Origin of the sequence: Thiopseudomonas alkaliphila (genome assembly GCF_001267175.1) — a bacterium.
GTDB classification, from domain to species: domain Bacteria; phylum Pseudomonadota; class Gammaproteobacteria; order Pseudomonadales; family Pseudomonadaceae; genus Oblitimonas; species Oblitimonas alkaliphila.
In genome coordinates this window covers 1,888,057-1,908,012 of sequence record NZ_CP012358.1, presented here as the reverse complement: position 1 = coordinate 1,908,012, position 19,956 = coordinate 1,888,057, and the positions used below count along the sequence as shown (strand labels likewise).

The following is a 19,956-nucleotide window of genomic DNA, read 5'->3' as shown; positions in this document are numbered from 1 at the left end:
TAATAAATAATAAATAATAAATAATAAATAATAAATACACGTTAACATTCGTTAAATAGCTAAATCTCATATTTAATCAACTTGCACCTCCAATTAAATTAATAATCACGCCACCATTGGGATATCTGGCAAAAATGCCACTTTTGCGTGCTGCAATGGCCATTGGCTAAGGCATAACGAATCGCTGCCACATCTACCTGTTGAATATAGCGGGTAGCGTCTTCCATGCGGGCTTCACCGCCAAATCCTTGCTGCATCTCAGCTAGCGCTTGAGCTTTACTCCAGCCTTGATACACCATGCGATACATCGCTGCGATTAGTCCCGTGCGATTTTGTCCATGCTTGCAGTGAATCAATACCTTGCCTTGCTGCTCGGCTTGCTCAATCGCCTGCAGCACTTGCAGTACATCTTGATCATCAATACGGTTAGTGCGTAATGGCAGATGTATTTGTTCAATCGCTGGATCACTCAACCACTGTGTATCGGGCTTTTGATAAAAGTTAATCACCGTGGTAATGCCCAGCGCTTGTAACTGCGGCACCGCTTCGGCACTGGGTAGCGCACTGCGATACAACTGAGGTTGCATTTGATGCAGCAAGAAGGGGGCAGACTGTGTGGCTACTATCGGCTGCGCCCAATTCGTTGGACGCTCAAGCTGAGTCACAGGCATAGGCTCCCGCTTGGCTTGGGCTAAGGGCTGCTTCGCTAGATTCAGCGTACCCAGAGCCAAGACCGCAGCTAAAATAATGCTAAGACTGACTCGAGCAGGGGTTAAGGCTGGCATAGCGCGCCCTCCTTGGCTGCTGCGTTATCTGTACCGGGGCGAGGACGGTACAGCAGTAACAGATACAGGGTGGCGCTGATCTCCCAGTCGATGAGTAGCGTCCATAGATTATGGGAAAAAAAGTGCGCCCCTTGCAGCATACGCCCCAGAGAAAAAACACAGCCCAATGTTAGGGAAAATAGCAGTGCGGCTTTTGCCACGCGCGGACGCCGATCACGCCAAAAAAAGAACAAGGCCAACAACGAAAAACCAGCCGACGCATGCCCACCGGGCCAACAGCGTCCCGGCTTATCTGTGGCAGGACGCGCTGAAAATACGCTGGAATACGCTTGGCTACCGCCAAACTCCGCTAAGCTCCAAGGACAATGCACCTGAGTTAAGGCTTTTAACGGGGTAACTAAACTGGTAGACAACGCCAGACTTAACACCAAATAGCTAAGCCCTGCGCGGTACTTAGCTAAGGGCTTAGTTAGCCATGCGCCAATCGCCAAGAACAACGCAATAAAACCAATAATAATCACTAATTGCTTGGCTTTATCATGCAAAACATCTTCTAAAAAATGGCTGTGCCGCCCAATAAAGCCTGTCTCTGGCTGATACATCAGGCGTGCTAATGCTAGGTCTAAAGTGTCTGGCTCAAAAATCGCCAGCCCTAACATTAATAGCAAGGGCAAACCCACTAGCCATCCTTTATGCAGTGGTGAGGAGTAGCGCATCATGGCTGTACTCCTTGCGCTGCTTTCCAGCCTAACCAGCCCTGCTGAAAATGCGCACTGGCCCCTTGGTAATAACTAATCGCACGTTGAATCAAGCTATCTTCACGGGTGGCGCTACGCTCTTGACTATCTTGTAGCGCATGATCATGACGGCGCATTTGTTTGCGCGGACTTAAAATCGCTACGTCTTGCCCATCAAATAAACCTAAGTGTTGATAGTTAGCAATCAGTGCGCGGCCTTTGTGCTGAGCTTCGGCTCGCAATACATCACGGCCAAAAAAGGTCGACTCATAGGACACATTAAGCAAGCCCAATAAGGTCGGGGCTAAATCAATCTGACTGGTGACTAACTCGATTGCTTGCGCTGGAATATGCTGGGGACTGTAGATAAAGAGCGGAATATGGTAGTTGGCAATCGGTAAGTCTTCTTTACCGGCACTGCCTGCCGTGTGATCGGCGACAAACACAAAGATAGTATCGTCAAACCAAGGTTTGGTTTTAGCGACGGCTAAAAATTGACCAATGGCGTAATCGGTGTACTTCACCGCTGCTTCGCGACCACTGCCAGAGGCTAGATCAATGCGCCCCTGGGGAAAGGTATAGGGCCGATGATTAGAGGTCGTCATTAACTGCAAGAAAAAGGGTTGTTGCTTGGCAAAGTCGGCATCGGCCAGTTTCACTGCTTGACGATACAAGTCCTCATCGGCCATGCCCCAGGCATTGGTAAAGCTAAGCTCAGCATCCGGCACGCTGGACTGATCAACAATGCGATAGCCATTACCACTAAAAAACGCATTCATATTGTCGAAATAACCGCGTCCGCCATAGACAAACACTGCGTCATAGCCCTGATTAGCTAATTGCTGGCCAAGACTGGCATAGCCGGTCTCACGGCCAAGGCGTTTCACAATCGAACGCCCAGGCGTTGGCGGAATCGACAGGGTGATGGCTTCTAGCCCACGGTCGGTACGGGTACCGGTGGCATACATCTGACTAAAGCTTAAGCTGTGCTGACGTAACTGATCTAAGTTAGGGGTAAGGCCGCGGTTATCGCCAAAACTACCCAAGTATTTAGCCGATAAGCTTTCAATAGTGACTAACACCACATTCAGTGGTTTAGCTGGCCCCGACTGGGTTATTTGGCGGCGAATACTGTTCGCTGGTGTAGCTAAAAACTGAGCATGGCTTTCGGTTACTTCGCTGCGTAATAACTGCGCGGTTGGCTGATCGGCTAAGCTGGCGTAAAAGCTTAAATAATCCAGTTCGTTATTGCGAAAGGCCGCAAAAAACTGGTAAGGGCCGTTGGCCGCTAGTTCACGCTGATAGCTATTACCAGCTTGGCTACGGGGAAAAGTTTGATCCATTAAGCCGGCCACACTAAGCGCCAATACCCCCCAAGCAGCTAAGCCTAAATAACGTGCTGCTATCGGGGTCGGTGCTATAGAGTCTACGGGCACGGGTTGCCACGCTGTTTGGCTCAAGCAAAAGGTGACACTGGCTGCCGCTAAGGCGAGCACCGCTAATAACTCAAACACAGGATACGACTGCAAAATGTTGTCGATCACTTCCTTGGAGTACACCAAGTAGTCCACGGCAATAAAATTAAAGCGCACGCCAAACTCATCCCAGAATAACCACTCGGCCACGGCGACAAACCCCATCACCAACAGCAACAAGCCAAGCACTAACTGTAGGCCATGCTGATGCCAGCGCTGTTGCCATAGGGCATTAGGGCATAGCGCCACATAACAGGCTAAAGGCACACCAGCAAAGGCTAAAAAACCTAAATCATAAGCGCCACCAGTAAGCAACAGTTGCAGCCCTTGACCAACACTGGCGGCGGTTTCAGGCCAATGACTGAGCCAAAGCCCAAGACGAGTCAGGAAAAAGATCAGTAGCCAACTTCCGAGCCACAGAGAAAAATATCGCCATCGAGAAATATAAGGTCGTAACATAGGTGCAGTTCCTGCTCAGCATCATTCAAGATGAGTGCAGTCTGCAACGCTGGCTGTGAGCTAAGCGTCAAGCGGGTGTGAAAAAAACGTGAATAGGATCGATCATGCGTATTTTAGTAATTGAAGATAATCGGGATATTTTGTCGAATATTTTGGATTATCTGCAGCTTAAGGGCTTTACCGTAGACTGTGCCCAAGACGGCCTAAGTGGTCTACATCTAGCGGTCAGTAACAGCTACGATTTAATTGTGCTGGATATTATGCTGCCAGGAATTGATGGCTATCAGGTTTGCCAACGGCTGCGCCAAGATGCTCAGAATCATACGCCGATTATTATGCTCACCGCCCGCGATGCCTTAGATGATCGGCTGCAAGGTTTAAATGCCGGTGCCGATGATTACTTAGTTAAACCCTTTGCCCTGTCGGAATTGGTGGCACGGATACAGGCGGTACTGCGCCGCAGCAGTGGCAGCGTGAAACGCCTGTTGCAAGTGGCTGATTTAACCCTTGATCAAGATACCTTACAGGTTAGCCGCCAACAGCAAGCACTAAAACTCAACCCCTTGGGCTTAAAACTGCTTACCCTGTTAATGCAGCGCAGCCCCGCGGTGGTTCGGCGAGAAACCTTAGAAGAAGCGCTCTGGGGTGAAGATATGCCTGACAGTGATAGCCTACGCAGCCATATCCATCAATTACGCCAAGTGATTGATAAGCCTTTTGCCAGCCCCCTGCTACACACGGTACATGGCATAGGTTTTCGGCTAGCGACGCAATAATCGTGCTGTTTTACTATAAGTCTTAGGTGCCCTATGTCAGCCAAACAACCCCTCGCCCGGCGCATTATTATTGCCTTTACCCTGATGACCTTACTGGTCAGTGGCATCTTTTCCTTAAGTATTGTGGCGATTGTGCACTTTATTGAGGAGCATCTGGTCTCCCAAGAGCTGCACCGTGAATTAAATATTGTGGTGCACGAAGATTTAGCCAATCAGCGCCCACCTAGACTTGATCCCAGCACGCATTTTTATGCCCAAGGTTCAACCGATTACCCAATCCCACCGCAATTTGCTAAAGCCAAACTGGGCTTTGCCGAAATGGTTGATGGCGACGAGGCATTCTATGTCTATCGCCAAGATATAGACGGCACTCGCTATTTATTAGTCCAAGAGCAGCACGAATTTGAAGCTCGGGAAAATGCACTATTTAGAGTGGTGCTGGCGGGCTTTATTATCAGTGTGATCGCTGCCTGGTTACTAGGTAAAGCTATGGCGCGCACCATTATGCAACCGGTCAGCCGCTTGGCCGAACAAGTGCAACAACGGGATCAACTTCTGGCCGGCGCACCGCCCTTAGCCGCAGAATATGCGGCCGATGAAATTGGGCATCTTGCCGCTGCCTTTGATCAAACCCTTGGCGCTCTGCGCGATACTCTCGCTCGGGAAAAACTCTTTACCAGCGATGTGAGCCATGAACTACGCACGCCGCTAATGATTATTGCCGGCTCTTGTGAGTTACTAGAGGCCGCTGAGCTAACGCCCAAACAGCGTGAACAATTACAACGCATTCAGCGCGCCAGCAATGAAATGCAAGATTTAGTGCAAACCTTTTTAATGCTCGCCCGTGGCCGTAGTAGCGCTCCGACCTTAACCGATAGTGCCACCTTGATTGAGGTCGCCCAGCAGCAATACGCCCAATGGCAACCCGCCTTTGCGCAAAAAGGGCTGACCTTTGACTATCAAGTTCAAAGCCAGCCTAGCGCCATCCGCTATAACCACACCTTATTACGTACAGTCATAGCTAATTTACTGCGCAATGCCCTGCACTATACGGAACAAGGTCAGGTACAACTGAGTCTGAACCAACAAGGCTTTAGCGTAACGGATACCGGTGTAGGAATTGCACCTGAGCTACAAGAAGATTTATTTCAGCCGTTTATTCGTGGCAGCAATGCCCGTGGTGAAGGCTTAGGATTAGGCTTATCCTTAGTGCGGCGCATTTGCCAACAGCAAGGCTGGCAGATTGAGGTACTCCCTACTCCGATCGGCAGTTGTTTTCAGGTGCAGCTATCCCCGCCTGATTCTTCTCTTGGCTAGTACCACAATGGCCAAAACCTAGCGCACTACTGTTGATATAGCGCGCAACCGGCTCAAGCGCCAACGCTTATACTGCCACGAGGATGAATAAGAGGTTGCTATGAGTAAAAAAACGATGGCCTTAGGCTTACAAGGGCAAATTTGGCTGACCGCTGGCGAGCGCAGTATCGGTGGGCATGGCCGTATGGATTTACTGTCGCGCATTGCCGAGCTTGGTTCTATTTCGCAGGCAGCTAAATCTATGAAGATGAGCTACAAAGCGGCGTGGGATGCTGTGGATCACATGAACAACCTTGCCGGGCAGCCGTTGGTGCATCGCACCACGGGTGGTAAAGGCGGCGGCTCAACAGTACTTACCGAGCGCGGCATGCAATTGATTGAAAACTTTAAACAGCTAGAAGATATGCACCAACGCTTTTTACAGCAACTGAGTCTGCATGCGAACAGCATGGCAGATGATTTATTAGTCATTCGGAGATTAGGCATGAAAACCAGCGCCCGTAACCAATTTTTTGGCACCGTAAAAACCGTCGCTAAAGGCGCAGTCAATGATGAAGTGCAACTGGAAATTCCAGGCGGGCACCTCATTACAGCTACCGTCACCAGCGCTAGCGTTAAAGAACTTGGCTTAACCCAAGGTGCAGAAGCCTTTGCACTAATTAAGGCCTCATCAATTATTTTGGTAACCGAAGCCGATGACGTTAAGTTTTCTGCACGTAACCAGTTAACCGGCGTTGTAGAGCGTATTCAAACCGGTGCGGTAAACACTGAAGTGGTGGTTAACCTGTCCGATAGTGGCAGCGTTGCAGCGATTGTCACCAATGAAAGCGCTAAAAACTTGCAGCTTAAAAAAGGCAGTTCGGTTACGGCGTTATTTAAAGCCTCTAGCGTGATTGTGGGCGTGCCACTCTAAGATTAAATTTGTGAGGAGTCTTTTATGGCAACGGGATGGGCTAAAGAAGGCGCAGTACAAGAACAAATTGACGACAGCATTGACGATGCCGTGCAACGAGCACGTCGCCAATTACCCCAAGGTGAAAGCTTAAGTCATTGTGAAGAATGCGACGCGCCGATTCCTGAGGCGCGCCGCCAAGCTCTACCGGGTGTGCGTTTATGTGTGCCTTGCCAAACTAAAATCGATCAACAAGAAGCGGCGTTTAGCGGCTACAACCGCCGCGGCAGTAAAGACAGCCAATTGCGTTAGCTACTGATTTAGTTACTTAACTTTATAAGGCTACGAGCTGGCTAAAGGGAATAAAGGTGACTAGATCGCGCTCATGCACTTGACTGTTAGCTTCTACCAGCGCTAACCCATCAGCCCAACTAGCTGCGGTTAACATGGCTGAACCTTGGTTTGGATGCACGCTGACCCAGCTGGCATTTTGTTTTAGCTGAAGTTTAGCCCGCAAATACTGGCGTCTTGGGCGCTGCTTAGTGGAGCTAAAATCTGCCGGCAATTGCATACCTAATACCTCTTCTGTGGTGACACCTTGGGCTTGACGCAAAAATGGCCGTGCAATTATCAAGGCGGTCACAAATGCTGCAGCAGGATTACCCGGCAAGCCAACCCAGGGGGTATCCCTTACTTCACCAAACGCCAGCGGTTTACCCGGTTGAATAGCCACTCGCCATAAATGCAACTCGCCTAACTGCTCAATGGCTGCTTTAAGATGATCTTCCTCACCTACAGATACACCAGCGGTGCTGATTAGTACGTCATTTTCTGCGGCTGCCTCTGCCAATATGTGCGCTGAAGCCTGCACATGATCAGGCATGATGCCGTAGCACTGCAGATCAAAGCCCCAGCCTTCTAGCAAACTACCAATGCTGTAACGGTTTACATCGTAAATTTGCCCAGGTTCTAAACTTTCACCCAGTTCACGCAGCTCATTGCCGCTACTGATTAAGCCCACACGTAACGGGCGATAAACTTGTACCTCGCTGTAACCCAAACTGGCTAGCAAACCAATTTCTTGTGCGCGCAGCATCGTGCCTTGTGCCAACACGGGCTGCCCTATCTTTAGCTCTTCGGCCTGATAACGTACATGCTGGCCTTGTTTTTGCTCAGGCAGTGTTACTCGCTGCTGTTCATCTAGTTGGCAGTCTTCTTGGGCAGCCACCGTATCTGCGCCTGCCGGTAAGGGCGCACCGGTAAAAATACGCACAGCGGTATGCGCCAGCAACTCATGAGCTTCGGTATCGCCAGCAATAATTCGCCCGCTCACCGGCAAGCTAAAGCCCGCCGCTTGCGCTTGGGCAAAATTAAACGCGTAACCATCCATCGCGCTGTTATCCCACGCCGGCATATTCAGTGAAGCGGTAATCGGTTCGCGCAGCACCCGGCCAGCGGCATGTTTTAGCGAGATAATTTCACTACGCGGCAACTGCGTAATACGTGCTTGCAGCGCAGCAATGGCTTGCTCGACACTACGTAATGAATCGCGATCACAAACAGCTAACATGATGATTTCTCCGTCCAGCGCGCGGCAGCTTGTTGATCCGAATCGCGCCCATCCACCCAACGTGCGCCCTGCTCGGTATGCTCTTTTTTCCAAAAGGGTGCGCGGGTTTTTAAGTAATCCATAATAAACTCGCAGGCTGCAAATGCAGCCTGTCGATGTGCGCTAGCTACCGCAACAAAAACAATCGGCTCGCCTAATCCTAACAAACCCACGCGATGCACCACCTTAACTCGCAGCAGCGGCCAACGTTGTTCGGCTTGTTCAACGATTTTCTCTAGCGCTTTTTCCGTCATGCCTGGGTAGTGCTCAAGCAATAACTCGCTCACGGCAGCGTCCTGATTGTAGTCACGCACATAGCCCACAAAACTCGCTACTGCGCCTATGCCTAGCTGTTTAGCCTGCATTTGATTCAGTAACTGCCCCGCATCAAAGGCATCGGTTTGTACAGAAATTTGCATTTAGCCTCCGGTTACCGTGGGGAAAAATGCCACCTCATCGCCAGCGCGTAATGGCTCGTTTAAATCACACAGTTCTTGGTTGCGGGCGCACATTAGCCCAGTGTCTGCTAGCACTTGCCACGCTTCGCCACGGGTGAGCAAGTAATCACGCAACGCCGCTAAGGTAGAAAGTTCTGGCTGCCATTCAATGGTTTCTTGGCTTAAGCCAAGCTGTTCGCGATACCGCGCAAAGTAATGCACCGCAATCATTTAGCGCTTACTCCATTATTCAGTTCATTTACGCTTGAGTGTAACGTAAAAAGCGAGCCGCTGATGCAGGCTCGCTTGGGTGTTACTGTAAAGCTTAAGACGGATCAATCTTCGGGTAGATTTTCACGCTTAGCGTAATGCTGTGCCATCACGGCACACACCATCAATTGGATTTGGTGGAAAATCATCAGCGGCAAGATCGCAGGACCTACTGCACCACCGGCAAATAACACCTGGGCCATAGGAACACCGGTGGCCATACTTTTTTTCGAGCCACAAAACACAATGGTGATTTCATCTTCTTTATTAAAGTGTAACCGGCGCGCCAGCGTGGTGGTCATCCATAGCACTATGGCTAAAATTACGCTACAAACCACCGTGAGTAACAACAGCGATAACGGCGGCACAGCGCTCCATAAGCCACCAACCACTGCCGCACTAAAGGCGGTGTAGACCACTAATAAAATAGAGCCTTGATCGACATTTTTTAACCAGTTACGGTTGCGATCAATCCAGTCGCCAATCCAACGACGCATAAGGTGCCCGGCAATAAACGGCAGTAATAATTGCACACTGATTTTTAGCACCGCCTCTAACATTCCAGTGGTTCCCGCATCGGCATCTAACAAGATTTTGACCAACAGCGGGGTGACTAAAATCCCCACCAAGCTCGACGCCGAAGCATTACACACCGCGGCCGGTATATTGCCCCGCGCCATGGACGTAAAAGCAATCGCCGATTGCACGGTGCCTGGCAAAGCCGATAAATACAGCATCCCCACCCATAACTCATCACCCAGTAGCGGACGCAGCACCGGCTGCAAACCAAGCATTAAAATAGGAAATAAAATAAAGGTGCAGGCAAACACCAACAAGTGCAGTCGCCAATGCATAGCACCGGCAATAATCGCACTGCGCGATAATTTAGAGCCATGTAAAAAGAACAACAGTGCAATGGCAAAGGCTGTGATCCACTCAAACACCAACGCGCCTTGACCATGGGCCGGCAACAGCGAAGCCGTAACAATGACAGCGATTAAAATCAGAGTAAAGTTATCAAATAAAATACGTAACTTGGCCAACATGGCTAACTTTCCTTACAACAACTGAATAAAGATTGCGGCACAGCATACGCAGTTGCTAACCTTCCTGCTAACGACAAACAGTCTAAGAGTAATGCTAAACGGACATAAAAATGAGCCCTGCCTTACTGGATCTCAATCAATTAACACAGCTACCACGACCTATTTACGGACAAGCTGAATCACTGCCCAATCATGTCTTGGATTTTTGGCATAGCCACCCGTGGGTGCAGTTTTCCTATGCGTTACAAGGGGTGCTGGAGGTAAAAACCGCAAGCGGCCGTTACATAGCGCCGCCACAACGGGGTATTTGGATTCCCCAAGGCATCGAACACCGGGTGACTAGCCAACCGCAAACTGTGGTGCGCAGCTTATATATTGATTCGGCAGCAGCCCCCTGGGGCAGTACTGACTGCAGGGTGCTGGAAGTCAATTTATTACTCAGGGAGTTAATCCGTGCCTTTAGCCAGCTGCCGATTGAGTACGATGAAGACTCTGCTGCTGGGCGTTTAGCCAGCGTATTACTGGATCAACTAGCCGCTGCTCCCAAGCACGATTTAATGCTGCCGCTACCTGAAGACTCGCGGCTAAAACGCATTACCGAGCAATTAAGCCAGCACCCAGAAAACCCCACCACGCTGGAGCAGTGGGCTGAGCAACTGACTGTTTCGAGCAAAACCTTAAGTCGCTTATTTATTAAGGAAACAGGACTGACCTTTCGTGAATGGCGTCAACGCCTAAGATTGCTCAGCGCACTTTCCCTACTCGAACAGCAACAACCGGTTACTGAAGTAGCCTTTAGCTGCGGTTACGAATCGGTATCGGCATTTATTGCTGCGTTTAAACAACTTTTTTCAGCTACGCCTAAGGCGTTTTTTGACATTCAAACTTAATTCAGCCGCCAGTAAACTCAGTTGAACACAGCAGAGCCCGAAACAAACGCTGGGCACCTTAGATAAGGTACCCAATTCTCTTTTATGCTGATCTTTTTGCTCGCTGCAACTTTTGATAAGCCTCGAGTAAACGTTGGTGGGCAGGAAGCTGGGTTAAGTTGTTGTCTACTGTTTCTAAGCCAGCAAAACGCAACTCGCCGTTTACTACCTGTTGTACTTGCTGAACGACCGCGGCGCCGTACATACGATTAAATGCAGGCAAGTAGTCCGCAAATTCGCGCTCGGTGCCGTCTAACTCAAAACTAAGGAATGCATGTAGGCAACGGTAATAGTTTTGCCGCTCTGCTGAAAACACGCTGCTATTAAAGGCCAGTGTCCACTCGGTCCATTCCATGGCGGCTGCAAAGTCACCACCAGCCAGCGCCAACATTGCTTTTAATTCGCCAATACGCAGCCCAGCCAGTACCGAGCCTGCGGTAGGCACTACACCGATTAGCTCGGCAATTGGCATAAAGTCATCAAAACCCTCTTCGGTTAAGGCATCAATTAACTCTAAATACTCTTCTTCTTGCCAATCACTGTCTGCAAGATTCAGCACCAGTTCACGTAAGTCTTGCCCCATGTTGTTATTGGCTAACTCTAAGTCTTCCACTTCATAAATTTCAGACAGTCCCGGCACAATAATGCGGCAAGCGTCAATCCCTAGGTGCTGATAATCGGCAATATAAGCATCAGTTCCTTGCTGCTGCACAATTGCTAATAAGTTGGCAAACTCTTCAGCAGTACTACTGCCTTTAAAGCTCCAGTCGACAAACTCATAATCAGCCTGCTGACTAAATAAATCCCAAGAAACTAAACCACTTGAATCGGTAAAGTGAGTTTCTAGGTTGGTGTAATCGGCTACTTGGTCGTTATCAAAGGTCGGTGGTAAAAACACATCCAGCTGCTTTAGGCTACGGCCTTGCAATAACTCGGTTACGGTGCGCTCTAAGGCTACGGAAAAATCAGGGTGTGCGCCAAAGGAGGCAAAACAAGTGCCGTTGCTTGGGTTAAATAACACCACACTAATAACCGGAAACTCGCCACCTAGCGAAGCATCAAAGGCATACAGCGGAAAACCCTGCGCCTCAATCGCTTGCATCGCCTCTACTACTAGCGGATAGCGCGCTAACACTGCGGCTGGAATTTCTGGCAGGCTAATGGCATCAATTAATACTCGGTTTTTTACATAGCGCTCCAAAATCTCCGATAGCGCTTGCACCCGCGCCTCATCACGACTATTACCCGCCGACATACCATTAGATACATACAAGTTGCCGATAATATTCATCGGAATATATACTTTTTGCTGATCGGCCTGACGCACAAAGGGCAGCGCACAAATGCCGCGCTCAAAGTTATCAGACTGTAAATCAATCAAAGCATTGGCTTGTAACGGCTGCTCGGCTTGATAAAAATCTAATAAACGCTGATCCAGCAGCCCTGCGGGTAATTGTTGGTTATCGGTTAATTCAAACCAACGCTCATTGGGATAATGCACAAACTCACTGTTGGCGATTTGCTCACCCAAATAAAAATCGGCAAAAAAATAGTTGCAAGATAAGCGCTCAAGAAACTCACCTAAAGCCGAAGCCAATGCCGCTTTTTTAGTGGTGCCTTTACCGTTAGTAAAGCACTGCGGGCAATCACGGTCATGAATATGCACCGACCAGACATTGGGCACCGGGTTAAGCCATGAAGCCTGCTCGATATTAAAGCCTATGTTTTGCAGCTGCTGCTGAAAACGCTCAATGGTAGTTTCTAAAGCCGCGTCTTTGCCGGCAATAAAGGTTTGTTCAGTCAACATTGCTGCACTCTTGGTAAAGTAAAATTACGCCAAAGTATACGGGCTTTTAACCAGTGTTTTTGCTTTATCTTAGGCGTGTTTTATTCCTCGTGGCACACAATGTTCCACGTGGAACATTTTACCAACGCCCTGTTGTTTCTCACCCAATTGTCACCCAGTTGTAGTAACTTGAGCACTGATTAAGCTCGCAATTCAGCGCGAGAGTTTTAGGAGAAAATCATTATGGCTGTGTTCACCCTACGCTTACCCTTACGCCGAGTGTGGGCGATTGATAAGTTTGGCCCCAGTGTGCGCTTTTTTATCGCGCTGACTATTTGCATGGCTTGGAGCTGGTCGCAGCATAATATGCAGCAGCTAATTCCTCTGTTCTTAGGAGTGATTGCCAGTGCACTGGCTGAATCAGATGACACTTGGCAAGGTCGTCTAGTCACGTTGTTAGTTACCTTAGGCTGCTTTTTAATCACTGCCACCGCGGTCGAGCTGCTCTACCCTCACCCTTTGCTGTTTGGTATTAGCCTCAGTGTGGCAACCTTTGCCTTGATTATGTTTGGTGCAGTGAGTGAGCGCTACGGCACCATTGCCTTTGCCACCTTAGTACTGTCGATTTACACCATGATCGGTTTAGAACAAAAAGGTGATCAGCCCATTATCTTATTTGATGATTCTTTAGTATTGCTTAGCGGGGCGGCTATTTATGGGGTGATCTCGGTCATTTGGCATGGACTGTTTGCCCAACAGCCTCTGCAGCAAAGCTTAGCGCGATTATTTCGTCGTCAATGTGAGTACTTAAAAATTAAGTCCACCCTATTTGAACCGCTACGTAATATGGATGTGGAGAGTCATCGTTTAGCCTTAGCCCAGCAAAATAGCCGAGTAGTAGCGGCCCTCAATGACACCAAAAATATCATCCTACACCGTGTAGGTGGCGGTCGCCCGAGCCCTAAAGTTAGTCGCTACCTGAAGTTATATTTTTTAGCCCAAGATATTCACGAGCGCGCCAGCTCTTCGCATTACCCTTACCAAGAACTAGCTGAAGCTTTCTTCCACAGCGATGTGCTGTTTCGCTGTTTACGTTTATTGCGCCAGCAAGGTGATGCCTGCAAGGCGCTGGCCAAGGCGATTCAGTTTAAGCAGCCGTTCGATTACGGTGCGGGGCACACCGCAGCGTTAGAGGATTTACAAGCAGCAATTTTATATTTACGCCAACAAAACAATTCCGAATGGCGAGATTTACTGCGCTCATTGCGCGCGCTGGCTAACAACCTCAGTACCCTCGATAGTTTACTAAGTGATGCCGCTAATCCTGATGCACTGGCGCTGAGCCAAGACACTATGATATTAGACCGTGATCCTAAAACCTTACGTGAGGCTTGGGAGCGGATCGTACAGCAACTTACACCTAACTCTTTACTGTTTCGCCATGCGCTGCGTTTATCCTTAGTAGTAGCAGTGAGTTTTAGTGTGATGCAATGGCTGCATCCCCATCAAGGCTTTTGGATTTTACTGACTGCGCTATTTGTCTGCCGGCCGAACTATGGTGCTACTCGAGTTAAATTAGTAGAGCGGATTATTGGCACTATTGCCGGCTTGGGTGCCAGCTGGGTGTTGTTTACCCTGTTTCCTTATTTATGGGTACAAGCGCTATTTGCGGTGGCCGCTGGGGTGGCTTTTTTTGCCACCCGCACCACCCACTATATGTTGTCGACCGCCTTTATTACCTTGATGGTGCTGTTTTGTTTTAACCAAATTGGTGACGGTTATCATCTGTTTTTACCGCGCTTAACCGATACCTTAATTGGTGCGGCGATTGCAGGTTTAGCAGTGTTATTAATTCTTCCTGACTGGCAAGGCCGGCGCTTAAACCTGGTAGTGGCTAACACCCTAACCGCTAATAGCCATTACCTACAGCAAATTATGCAGGAGTATCAAACCGGTAAAACCAACGATATGAGTTATCGGGTAGCACGCCGCGATGCCCATAATGCCGATGCTGCGCTCTCTGTTACCTTAGCCAATATGCTCAAAGAACCGGGACATTTTCGTAAAGAAACCGATGTTGGTTTTCGCTTTTTACTGCTGTCGCACACCTTGCTAGGCTATATTTCGGCGCTAGGTGCCCATCGTCAACTACTGGCAGATGCCCCGACCTATAGCAATTTATCCGCTGAGGCGCAGTTACTGGTTAACAGTTTAGAGGCCTTAGCAGAACAACTGAAACAACGGCAAACCATCGAGCTGATCAATGAAACCGAACAGCAACAAACTGTACGCTTACGCCATCTCGACAGCGAAGAGGACGACACCCTGCGGCTATTACAAACTCAGCTCTTGCTGATCAGCCAGCAGCTGGCCTCCTTGCGCAGCCTCGCTGCCAGCATTAGTAAACCACTACTGAAAACAAAAAAATCTGCCTAGCACCAGCTAAGCAGATTTTACACTTCACTTGTCCGTCATTTTAGGACACGGACAAGTGAATTAAAGCATGCGTTTTAAGGTGTTATCTTTTAATAGCCAGTGATGGCCCAAAGCCGCAGCAATATGACCAAGCACCAACAACACAAATAACCAAGCCAATGGCGAGTGCAAATTACCAAGCGTCGCTAACCAAGGAATAGTGTCAGGGCTTTTAGCCACCCACTGCATACCAAAAGTTGTTAGCCCATAGCCATTACCTAGCATAAAAGCGATACCGGTTAAGGGCATCGCCAGCATACAAGCATAGAGTACACCGTGTCCTAATTTGGCTAACAGACCTAAGCTACCTGCTGTCGATGGCCGCTGCCGACGCTGGCTAAAGGCCCAAACTAGCCGCACAATCACCAGCAGCAATAACAAACTACCTACTGAACCATGCCAAGGACCAAAGGTGTTGCCCAGCCAGTGCTGATTGTCATTGATCCGTCCAGCAAATTTAAAGAATTGCTGCAAAAATAAGATGGCCATCCCCCAGTGCAATAGCTTGCTGAAAGTGCCATAACGCTGCTTGCTGTCCTGCCACATCGTGTTACTCCCCATTGATTTTTCCCTTATTCAGCCGTTTGCCAGCTAAAGGCTAGCGTTTCTTTACTAGCCATTCGCAACAAATGATCAACCACCACCTGCTTAAGTTGAGCTAACTGCTCCGCACTCGCACTTAACTGCAACTGTAAGCCATTGGCTTGATAGCACATCACACAACGACCAAAATCTGTCAGCTCAATGCTGATCTGCTGCTCATCTTCGGTCACCGGAAATTTGTGCGCCCAATGTTTGGCTAAACGCTTGGCTAAGCGCTGTGGATTTTCTGTTGTTACCTGCCCTATTAACTGTTGCATGCAAGACACCTCTGATAAGTAAAATAATCAGCCAAACTCAAAGGCTGAAATTTGTGTTTTAAGCTGTAATTGACTAAAGGCTTTCTGTGCCGGCTGCCCACTCGCACCCGCCACCACCATTAACGGCAATAAGTGTTCTTCGGCACCTACAGGATGACAAAGACGTGCCGCAGGCGCCTGCTGCCAATTAGCTAAAGCGGCATTACGCTCGGCTACCGGTAGGCACAAAGTATCCGTCAACCACTGATCAAACTGCTGGGACGCAGCAGTATAGTGAGGATCACCGTACCCCCGCATATTGTGAAAGCTCATGCCACTGCCCAAAATAAATACGTCTTCTTCGGCTAAAGACGCAAGAGCTTGGCCTAATTGAATATGGGCCGCTGGATCTAAATCTTGGCGTAAGGAAATCTGCACCACCGGAATCTGAGCCTCAGGAAACATCAGTAATAACGGAATAAACACACCATGATCATAGTTACGCTCGGCGTCAGTATTAACCCTAAGCCCTGCCCCTTGAATACGCTGCACGATAGTATCGGTTAGCTGTAAGTCATTGGCTGCAGGGTAAGTAAGCTGATAGGTCGACTCTGGAAAGCCGTAATAATCAAACAACAGTTGCGGTTGGGCTTGAGTGAGCACAGTAAATTCTGCCTCTAACCAATGCGCCGAAATCACTACGATAGCTTTTGGCTCACGCGGTAACCGCTGCTGAACGCTAGCTAAATAGTCTTTTAATGCATCCCACTCATCGGCTGGCTGCCAGTCCATAAAAAAACACGGGCCTGCTCCATGGGGAATATAGTGTCTGGGCATCGGGCTCGGCACCGATGCTGTAGCTGCTGTTTGAAACATAAGACACCCCACAAACTAGATAAGAATCACTATCAATTAGCTTATAGGTATACTAAACAAAGATAATCACCCTTTATGTACAAAATCTTTGTACTAGGAGTAGATAATGTTCGATCAATTAACGGGGATGCGCGTGTTTGTCTTGGCTGCACAGCAAGGCAGTATTTCTGCAGCTGCCGAGCGGCTAGAACTTTCGCCTACTATGGCCGGACGCTATTTAACACAGCTAGAAGAATATTTGGGAGTTAAGCTGTTTCATCGCTCTACCCGACGCCTATCCATTACTGAGCCTGGGGTTAACTACCTACCCGCCTGCGAACGAATTTTGGCTGATATCAGTGAGGCCAATCGCATGGTCTCCGCCCAGCAGCACCAAGCCCAAGGGATATTGCGGATGAATGTTCCCCTAAGCTTTGGGATTAAATACCTAGCGCCATTAATGCCGTTATTTAGCCAAACTTACCCCCAGGTGCAAGTGGAATTGGGTTTAACAGATCAAGCGATCGATTTATTGGCTGGCCACTGGGATATGGGGATTCGGATCGGCAGCTTAGCCAATAGCCCCAGCTTACAAGCGCGTAAACTTGCCGACTGCCAACTGCATGTGTGTGCAGCACCGGCTTATTTAGCGCAACACGGCACACCGCAAACTGTGGCCGATTTAGCCCAGCATAACTGTTTACAGTACAGCCTGAGCGAGCCCAATCGCTGGGCATTTGGTACGCATCAACAAACTGTGGTTGAGGTTAGCGGTAATCTTACCGCTAATAATGGTGATGCCTTAGTCATAGCAGCCATTGGCGGCCAAGGCATTATCTATAAACCCGACTTTTTAGTGCGTGATGCTCTCGCCGATGGGCGTTTAGTCAACTTAACCTTGGATCAACCGGTGATGCCGCAAGAGGGAATTTATGCGTTTTATCCTAAGCAGCGCTATTTACCGTTGAAGGTGCGAGTAATGATTGATTTTTTAACCGAGCAATTGCAGCAAGCACTGGCATAAAACCAAGCAGCCCTGCATAACCTAAGGCTAGCAGGGCTGGTGGATATCGCTAATACAGCGGTCTAGCGAAAACTAGAGTGCTTAGTTTTGCTCGTGGTATTTAGCTGATAACTCATGCACTGCATTAATAAAGGCGCCTGCATGCTCAGGATCAACCTGCGGTGTAATGCCGTGGCCAAGGTTAAATACATGACCGGTACCAGTACCGTAGCTGGCTAAAATACGGGCCACTTCATCGCGAATCGAATCAGGGCTAGCGTACAGTACCGAAGGATCCATGTTGCCCTGTAGAGCTACCTTATCGCCCACGCGCTGACGCGCGCTGCCAATGTCGCAAGTCCAATCAAGCCCCAAAGCTTCAACGCCAGTATCGGCCATTGACTCTAACCACAAACCACCACCTTTAGTGAACAAAATCACTGGTACGCGGCGACCTTCATGTTCGCGGATTAAGCCATCAACAATTTTTTGCATATAAGCTAACGAGAATGTTTGATAAGCCACATCGGATAAACTACCGCCCCAGCTATCAAAGATCTGTACGGCTTGAGCACCGGCGAGAATTTGTGCATTCAGGTAGCTCGTCACTGATTGCGCTAGCTTATCTAGGAGCATATGCATGGCTTGCGGATTGTTGTACATCAGCGCCTTACACTTGCGAAAGTCCTTAGAAGAACCACCTTCAACCATGTAAGTAGCTAAAGTCCAAGGGCTACCGGCAAAACCAATGAGCGGCACACGGCCATTGAGTTCACGGCGGATAGTGCGCACCGCATCCATTACATAACCCAGATCATCATTGGCATCTGGAATCGGTAACGCTTCAATCGCTTCGGGTGTATCCACTACATTGCGAAAACGCGGACCTTCACCGGTTTCAAAATACAGGCCTAAACCCATCGCATCTGGAATGGTTAGAATATCTGAAAACAAGATCGCCGCATCTAATGGGTAACGCTCTAGGGGCTGTAACGTAACCTCACAAGCAAACTCGGGATTCATGCAGAGACTCATAAAGTCTCCCGCTTTAGCACGGCTTGCTCGATACTCAGGTAAATAGCGTCCTGCTTGACGCATCATCCAGACCGGGGTGACATCTACCGGCTGTTTCAGCAGGGCGCGAAGAAAACGATCATTTTTCAGAGTAGTCATAGCAGGAGTCCATAATTAAGTAGAAGTTTGTGCGGTGAATTTTGGTCAAAAGTCTCGATAAGTCAGGATATTTCAATATTTCCTGGAAACTATCGCTCTGTTTTTATTATTTCACTGCTTTTTCTTAAAATGTTTGCCTATCATACCTGAACTTAAGCAGTTACAGGACATCAACCCTTCGCTTTCAAAGTTGTCAGAAAGTTTCTAGGCTTACCGCCCTGCTTTCACTCTTCTTAATTAATAGGCTTTAGGCTATGCAAACCATTCACCCTATTTTTCAGCGTCCCCTTACTCAACCGACACCTACGGGATTAGCAGTGGCTTATTTTGGTATGGGATGTTTTTGGGGCGCAGAGCGCCGCTTTTGGCAGCAGCCAGGGGTTTACTTAACCGCAGTGGGTTATTCTGGAGGAGTAATCGACAACCCTAGTTATCTTGAAGTATGTACGGGCCAGACTCAGCATGCTGAAGTAGTCAAGGTGGTTTATAACCCTAAGCAAGTAGCTTACTGGGATTTATTAACGGTTTTTTGGGAGTCCCATGACCCAACCCAAGGCATGCGCCAAGGCAATGATATTGGCAGTCAGTATCGCTCGGTCATTTACTGCTCACTGGCGGAACAACTGGAATTAGCCGAGATTTCAAAGGCTCAATTTCAAAAGCAATTGAATCGCTATGGCAAAGGGATGATCACTACCGAAATAGCCATGGCTCCTCGGTTTTATTATGCAGAAACGGAACACCAACAGTATTTAGCCAAGAATCCCAATGGTTACTGTGGTCTACGGGGTACAGGTTGCGCACTGAGCTAATTATTTAGCAGAAAAATAAAACCCCGCCTAAGCGGGGTTTTGCAGACTGTTTCCTTACATCCCTGTCAATCAAGGATCCTTACTATCATCAGATTCCACTCCTGATGAACGACTCCTGTCGTTGTCCTTTTACCACAGCTTTCGTCGTGTGTGGTTTTCTCCTGACATCCTTGTAAGCTCAACCCTCATGGTTGCCGCTAGATTCACTTCTAGTAGGAGGCGCCCTGCCTCATTCCTTGGGTGCCATTATAGTGCGCAATAAAAAGTATGGAATACGAAAA

General features: G+C 48.7%; 19 protein-coding genes and 1 pseudogene. 8 read left to right on the top strand and 12 right to left on the bottom strand.

What is annotated here, in order from left to right:
• Nucleotides 1-98: 98 nt before the first annotated feature.
• The 3 genes from AKN87_RS09190 to AKN87_RS09180 are packed head-to-tail and all read right to left on the bottom strand — an operon-like array spanning nt 99 to nt 3,456.
• The gene (locus AKN87_RS09190; protein WP_053103235.1) at nt 99-785 is read right to left on the bottom strand and encodes a dual specificity protein phosphatase family protein; all 687 of its coding nucleotides are present in this window, start codon (nt 783-785) and stop codon (nt 99-101) included.
• Complete coding sequence (locus tag AKN87_RS09185) at nt 773-1,501, bottom strand: phosphatase PAP2 family protein (RefSeq protein ID WP_053103667.1); 729 nt, start codon at nt 1,499-1,501, stop codon at nt 773-775. The genes AKN87_RS09190 and AKN87_RS09185 overlap by 13 nt, the downstream gene beginning before the upstream one ends.
• Complete coding sequence (locus tag AKN87_RS09180; RefSeq protein ID WP_053103234.1) at nt 1,501-3,456, bottom strand: LTA synthase family protein; 1,956 nt, start codon at nt 3,454-3,456, stop codon at nt 1,501-1,503. The genes AKN87_RS09185 and AKN87_RS09180 overlap by 1 nt, the downstream gene beginning before the upstream one ends.
• A 104-nt stretch (nt 3,457-3,560) precedes the next feature.
• Here AKN87_RS09180 and AKN87_RS09175 point away from each other — a divergent pair, with 104 nt between their 5' ends.
• The 4 genes from AKN87_RS09175 to AKN87_RS09160 all read left to right on the top strand — a co-directional run bounded on the left by AKN87_RS09175 (nt 3,561) and on the right by AKN87_RS09160 (nt 6,753).
• The gene (locus tag AKN87_RS09175; protein WP_053103233.1) at nt 3,561-4,232 is read left to right on the top strand and encodes a response regulator transcription factor; all 672 of its coding nucleotides are present in this window, start codon (nt 3,561-3,563) and stop codon (nt 4,230-4,232) included.
• Nucleotides 4,233-4,265: 33 nt separating this feature from the next.
• The gene (locus tag AKN87_RS09170) at nt 4,266-5,549 is read left to right on the top strand and encodes a sensor histidine kinase (RefSeq protein WP_053103232.1); all 1,284 of its coding nucleotides are present in this window, start codon (nt 4,266-4,268) and stop codon (nt 5,547-5,549) included.
• A 100-nt stretch (nt 5,550-5,649) separates the two neighbouring features.
• Nucleotides 5,650-6,462, top strand: a complete 813-nt coding sequence (locus tag AKN87_RS09165) for a TOBE domain-containing protein (protein ID WP_053103231.1) — start codon at nt 5,650-5,652, stop codon at nt 6,460-6,462.
• A gap of 24 nt (nt 6,463-6,486) precedes the next feature.
• Nucleotides 6,487-6,753 (top strand): DksA/TraR family C4-type zinc finger protein, encoded by a 267-nt coding sequence (locus tag AKN87_RS09160; RefSeq protein ID WP_053103230.1) that lies wholly within the window; start codon nt 6,487-6,489, stop codon nt 6,751-6,753.
• Between the two features lie 22 nt (nt 6,754-6,775).
• Here the strand turns inward: AKN87_RS09160 and AKN87_RS09155 are convergent, their stop codons facing one another.
• The 4 genes from AKN87_RS09155 to AKN87_RS09140 form a co-directional block, all read right to left on the bottom strand.
• Nucleotides 6,776-8,011 (bottom strand): molybdopterin molybdotransferase MoeA, encoded by a 1,236-nt coding sequence (locus AKN87_RS09155; RefSeq protein WP_053103229.1) that lies wholly within the window; start codon nt 8,009-8,011, stop codon nt 6,776-6,778.
• On the bottom strand, nt 8,005-8,469 hold the full coding sequence (moaE, locus tag AKN87_RS09150; RefSeq protein WP_053103228.1) for a molybdopterin synthase catalytic subunit MoaE: 465 nt from the start codon (nt 8,467-8,469) through the stop codon (nt 8,005-8,007). Before moaE ends, AKN87_RS09155 begins: the two co-directional genes overlap by 7 nt.
• Nucleotides 8,470-8,718, bottom strand: coding sequence for a molybdopterin converting factor subunit 1 (gene moaD, locus AKN87_RS09145; protein WP_053103227.1), 249 nt, complete (start codon nt 8,716-8,718; stop codon nt 8,470-8,472).
• Between the two features lie 104 nt (nt 8,719-8,822).
• Nucleotides 8,823-9,800 carry a bile acid:sodium symporter family protein gene (locus AKN87_RS09140; RefSeq protein ID WP_096334918.1) on the bottom strand — a complete coding sequence of 326 codons (978 nt, stop codon included), beginning with the start codon at nt 9,798-9,800 and terminating at the stop codon, nt 8,823-8,825.
• A gap of 113 nt (nt 9,801-9,913) precedes the next feature.
• On the opposite strand from AKN87_RS09140, the gene AKN87_RS09135 reads away from it, so the two are divergent.
• Complete coding sequence (locus AKN87_RS09135; protein WP_053103226.1) at nt 9,914-10,693, top strand: AraC family transcriptional regulator; 780 nt, start codon at nt 9,914-9,916, stop codon at nt 10,691-10,693.
• A gap of 82 nt (nt 10,694-10,775) precedes the next feature.
• On the opposite strand, the gene ycaO is transcribed toward AKN87_RS09135, so the two are convergent.
• Nucleotides 10,776-12,539 carry a 30S ribosomal protein S12 methylthiotransferase accessory factor YcaO gene (gene ycaO / locus AKN87_RS09130; RefSeq protein ID WP_053103225.1) on the bottom strand — a complete coding sequence of 588 codons (1,764 nt, stop codon included), beginning with the start codon at nt 12,537-12,539 and terminating at the stop codon, nt 10,776-10,778.
• Between the two features lie 222 nt (nt 12,540-12,761).
• Here ycaO and yccS point away from each other — a divergent pair, with 222 nt between their 5' ends.
• Nucleotides 12,762-14,954: a YccS family putative transporter gene (gene yccS / locus AKN87_RS09125; protein WP_053103224.1), complete on the top strand. Its 2,193-nt coding sequence runs from the start codon at nt 12,762-12,764 to the stop codon at nt 14,952-14,954.
• A 60-nt stretch (nt 14,955-15,014) separates the two neighbouring features.
• Here yccS and AKN87_RS09120 read toward each other — a convergent pair whose 3' ends face one another.
• Genes AKN87_RS09120 through AKN87_RS09110 form a run of 3 tightly spaced genes read right to left on the bottom strand, consistent with a single transcriptional unit; the run spans nt 15,015 to nt 16,708 of the window.
• Nucleotides 15,015-15,554, bottom strand: a complete 540-nt coding sequence (locus AKN87_RS09120) for a cytochrome b (protein ID WP_231692599.1) — start codon at nt 15,552-15,554, stop codon at nt 15,015-15,017.
• 11 nt (nt 15,555-15,565) lie between these two features.
• Nucleotides 15,566-15,853 (bottom strand): DUF2218 domain-containing protein, encoded by a 288-nt coding sequence (locus AKN87_RS09115; protein WP_053103222.1) that lies wholly within the window; start codon nt 15,851-15,853, stop codon nt 15,566-15,568.
• Between the two features lie 27 nt (nt 15,854-15,880).
• Entirely contained in the window at nt 15,881-16,708 is an 828-nt protein-coding gene (locus tag AKN87_RS09110; RefSeq protein WP_053103221.1) for a DODA-type extradiol aromatic ring-opening family dioxygenase, read from the bottom strand.
• 106 nt (nt 16,709-16,814) lie between these two features.
• On the opposite strand from AKN87_RS09110, the gene AKN87_RS09105 reads away from it, so the two are divergent.
• Complete coding sequence (locus AKN87_RS09105; RefSeq protein WP_053103220.1) at nt 16,815-17,711, top strand: LysR family transcriptional regulator; 897 nt, start codon at nt 16,815-16,817, stop codon at nt 17,709-17,711.
• A gap of 81 nt (nt 17,712-17,792) precedes the next feature.
• On the opposite strand, the gene hemE is transcribed toward AKN87_RS09105, so the two are convergent.
• On the bottom strand, nt 17,793-18,863 hold the full coding sequence (gene hemE / locus AKN87_RS09100) for a uroporphyrinogen decarboxylase (RefSeq protein WP_053100841.1): 1,071 nt from the start codon (nt 18,861-18,863) through the stop codon (nt 17,793-17,795).
• 266 nt (nt 18,864-19,129) lie between these two features.
• On the opposite strand from hemE, the pseudogene msrA reads away from it, so the two are divergent.
• A pseudogene (gene msrA / locus AKN87_RS09095) lies at nt 19,130-19,675 on the top strand (peptide-methionine (S)-S-oxide reductase MsrA); the annotation flags it as partial.
• Nucleotides 19,676-19,956: the final 281 nt, after the last annotated feature.